The following is a 2,403-nucleotide window of genomic DNA, read 5'->3' as shown; positions in this document are numbered from 1 at the left end:
CACCGCGTGGCGCACCGCCAGCGGCGAGGTGGCGTGGAGCGTCGAGAAGCTGCTGTACCGCAACCTGTCGTCGCCGCTGATCGTCAACAAGATGGCCGTGTTCGGCGATGTCGAGGGCTATGTGCACTGGCTCTCGACCGCCGACGGCAGCTTCAAGCTGCGCCTGCCGACCGATGGCAGCCCGGTGGTCGGCACGCCGGTGCTGAGCGGCACCACGCTGCTGGTCACGACGCACAACGGCGGCCTGTTCGCCTTCCGCCCCGAGTGAAATGACGACCACCCCCGGAGGCGCTTCGCGCCACCCCCTCAAGGGGGCGCCACCAGTGGCCCGGCAGAGCCGGCTCCACGGTGGCCGCTGGATCGAGCTGCCGTCGCACACTGCGGCGATGTTGAGGGATTTGAAATGAAACCTGTGATCGCGGTCGTCGGCCGCCCCAACGTGGGCAAGTCGACCCTGTTCAACAGGATGACCAAGAGCCGCGACGCGATCGTCGCGGACTTCGCCGGCCTCACGCGCGACCGCCACTACGGCGACGGCCGCCTGGGCGACCGCGAGTTCATCGTCGTCGACACCGGCGGCTTCGAGCCCGACAGCACCACCGGCATCGTCAAGGAGATGGCCAAGCAGACGCGCCAGGCCGTCGCCGAGGCCGATGCGGTGATCTTCGTCGTCGACGTGCGCGCCGGTGTGTCGGCGCACGACCACGACATCGCCCGCTACCTGCGCTCGGTCAACAAGAAGGTGCTGCTGGCCGTCAACAAGGCCGAGGGCATGGTCGACTCGCCGCTGCTGGGCGAGTTCTACGAGCTCGGCATGGGCGAGCCGCACCCGATCTCGTCGGCGCACGGCCAGGGCATCCGCAGCCTGACCGAGGCCGCGCTGGAAGACTTCCCGTTCGACGAAGAGCCCGAGGAGCCGGAAGAGGGTGCGCCGATCCGCCTGGCTGTCGCCGGCCGGCCGAACGTCGGCAAGTCGACGCTGATCAACACCTGGCTCGGCGAGGAGCGCCTGGTGGCGTTCGACCAGCCGGGCACGACGCGCGACGCGATCACCGTGCCGTTCGAGCGCCACGGGCAGAAGTTCGAGCTGATCGACACCGCCGGGCTGCGCCGCAAGGGCAAGGTGTTCGAGGCGATCGAGAAGTTCTCGGTCGTCAAGACGCTGCAGGCCATCGCCGACGCGAACGTCGTGCTGCTGCTGCTCGACGCGACCCAGGGCGTGACCGACCAGGATGCGCACATCGCCGGCTACATCCTCGAGAGCGGCCGCGCGGTGGTGGTGGCCGTCAACAAGTGGGATGCCATCGACGACTACCAGAAGCAGACGCTCGAGCGCTCGATCGAGCAGCGTCTCGCATTCCTGAAGTTCGCACCGGTGCTGCGCATCTCGGCCATCAAGCGGCAGGGGCTCGGCCCGGTCTGGCAGGGCATAGCCGATGCGCATGCGTCGGCCACCCGCAAGATGACGACGCCGGTGCTGACACGGCTGCTGCACGAGGCGGTGGAGTTCCAGACGCCCAAGCGCGCCGGCGCCTTCCGCCCGAAGCTGCGCTACGCCCACCAGGGCGGCATGAACCCGCYGGTGATCGTGATCCACGGCAACTCGCTCGAGCACGTGACCGACGTGTACAAGCGCTTCCTCGAAGGGCGCTTCCGGGCGCACTTCAAGCTGGTCGGCACCCCGCTGCGCATCGAGATGCGCTCGTCGAGCAACCCGTTCGCCGACAAAGAGTGACCGACAAAGATTGCTTCATTTGGCCCGCCATGCTGCGATGCAGCGCGGCGCTGTGTTAACGTGACGACCTCCATCACTTTCCATCACGGAGCATATCGTGAGCAATAAAGGGCAGCTTCTACAAGACCCGTTTCTGAACCTGCTTCGCAAAGAGCATGTTCCGGTGTCGATCTACCTCGTGAACGGCATCAAACTGCAGGGCCACATCGAATCTTTCGATCAGTACGTCGTCCTGCTGCGCAACACCGTGACGCAAATGGTCTACAAGCACGCGATCTCGACCGTCGTGCCCGGCCGCGCGGTGAACTTCCACGCCGCCGAGGCGCCGGAGCAGACCTGAGACCGCTGAGGTCGCCCGGGTGGGTGCGCCACCAACTTCCGAGGCGGCGTCCCGCATGAGCGCTGCTGGCTCCAACGCCGCGGCGCAGGCTGCGTTGCCGCGCGCCATCCTGGTGGGCGTCGATTTCGGCGGCGGTTCGCACGGTGGTTCGCATTTCGATGCGAGCCTCGATGAAYTCGCGCTGCTGGCCGAGTCGGCCGGCGACCTGCCGGTGGCACGCGTCACGGCGCGGCGCAAGTCGCCCGACCCGGCGCTGTTCGTCGGTTCCGGCAAGGCCGACGAGATCAAGGCCCTGGTGCTCGGCCACCAGGCCGAAGCGGTGCTGTTC

3 protein-coding genes and 1 pseudogene are annotated in these 2,403 nt (G+C 67.4%); all 4 read left to right on the top strand.

The window, feature by feature from the left end; genetic code table 11:
• A pseudogene (locus tag AC1D15_RS27240) lies at nt 1-268 on the top strand (outer membrane protein assembly factor BamB); the annotation flags it as partial.
• A gap of 135 nt (nt 269-403) precedes the next feature.
• Nucleotides 404-1,735: a ribosome biogenesis GTPase Der gene (gene der, locus AC1D15_RS27235; RefSeq protein WP_477828466.1), complete on the top strand. Its 1,332-nt coding sequence runs from the start codon at nt 404-406 to the stop codon at nt 1,733-1,735.
• 97 nt (nt 1,736-1,832) lie between these two features.
• Nucleotides 1,833-2,075: an RNA chaperone Hfq gene (hfq, locus tag AC1D15_RS27230; RefSeq protein WP_047502530.1), complete on the top strand. Its 243-nt coding sequence runs from the start codon at nt 1,833-1,835 to the stop codon at nt 2,073-2,075.
• A 55-nt stretch (nt 2,076-2,130) separates the two neighbouring features.
• Nucleotides 2,131-2,403: HflX-like GTP-binding protein (locus AC1D15_RS27225; RefSeq protein ID WP_477828465.1), on the top strand; the 273-nt coding region annotated here is incomplete at its 3' end.

The sequence above is a fragment of the Rhizobacter sp. P2_H2 genome (assembly GCF_056403375.1).
The sequence above is the reverse complement of the archived record's forward strand: the minus strand, read 5'-3'. Positions and strand labels throughout refer to the sequence as shown.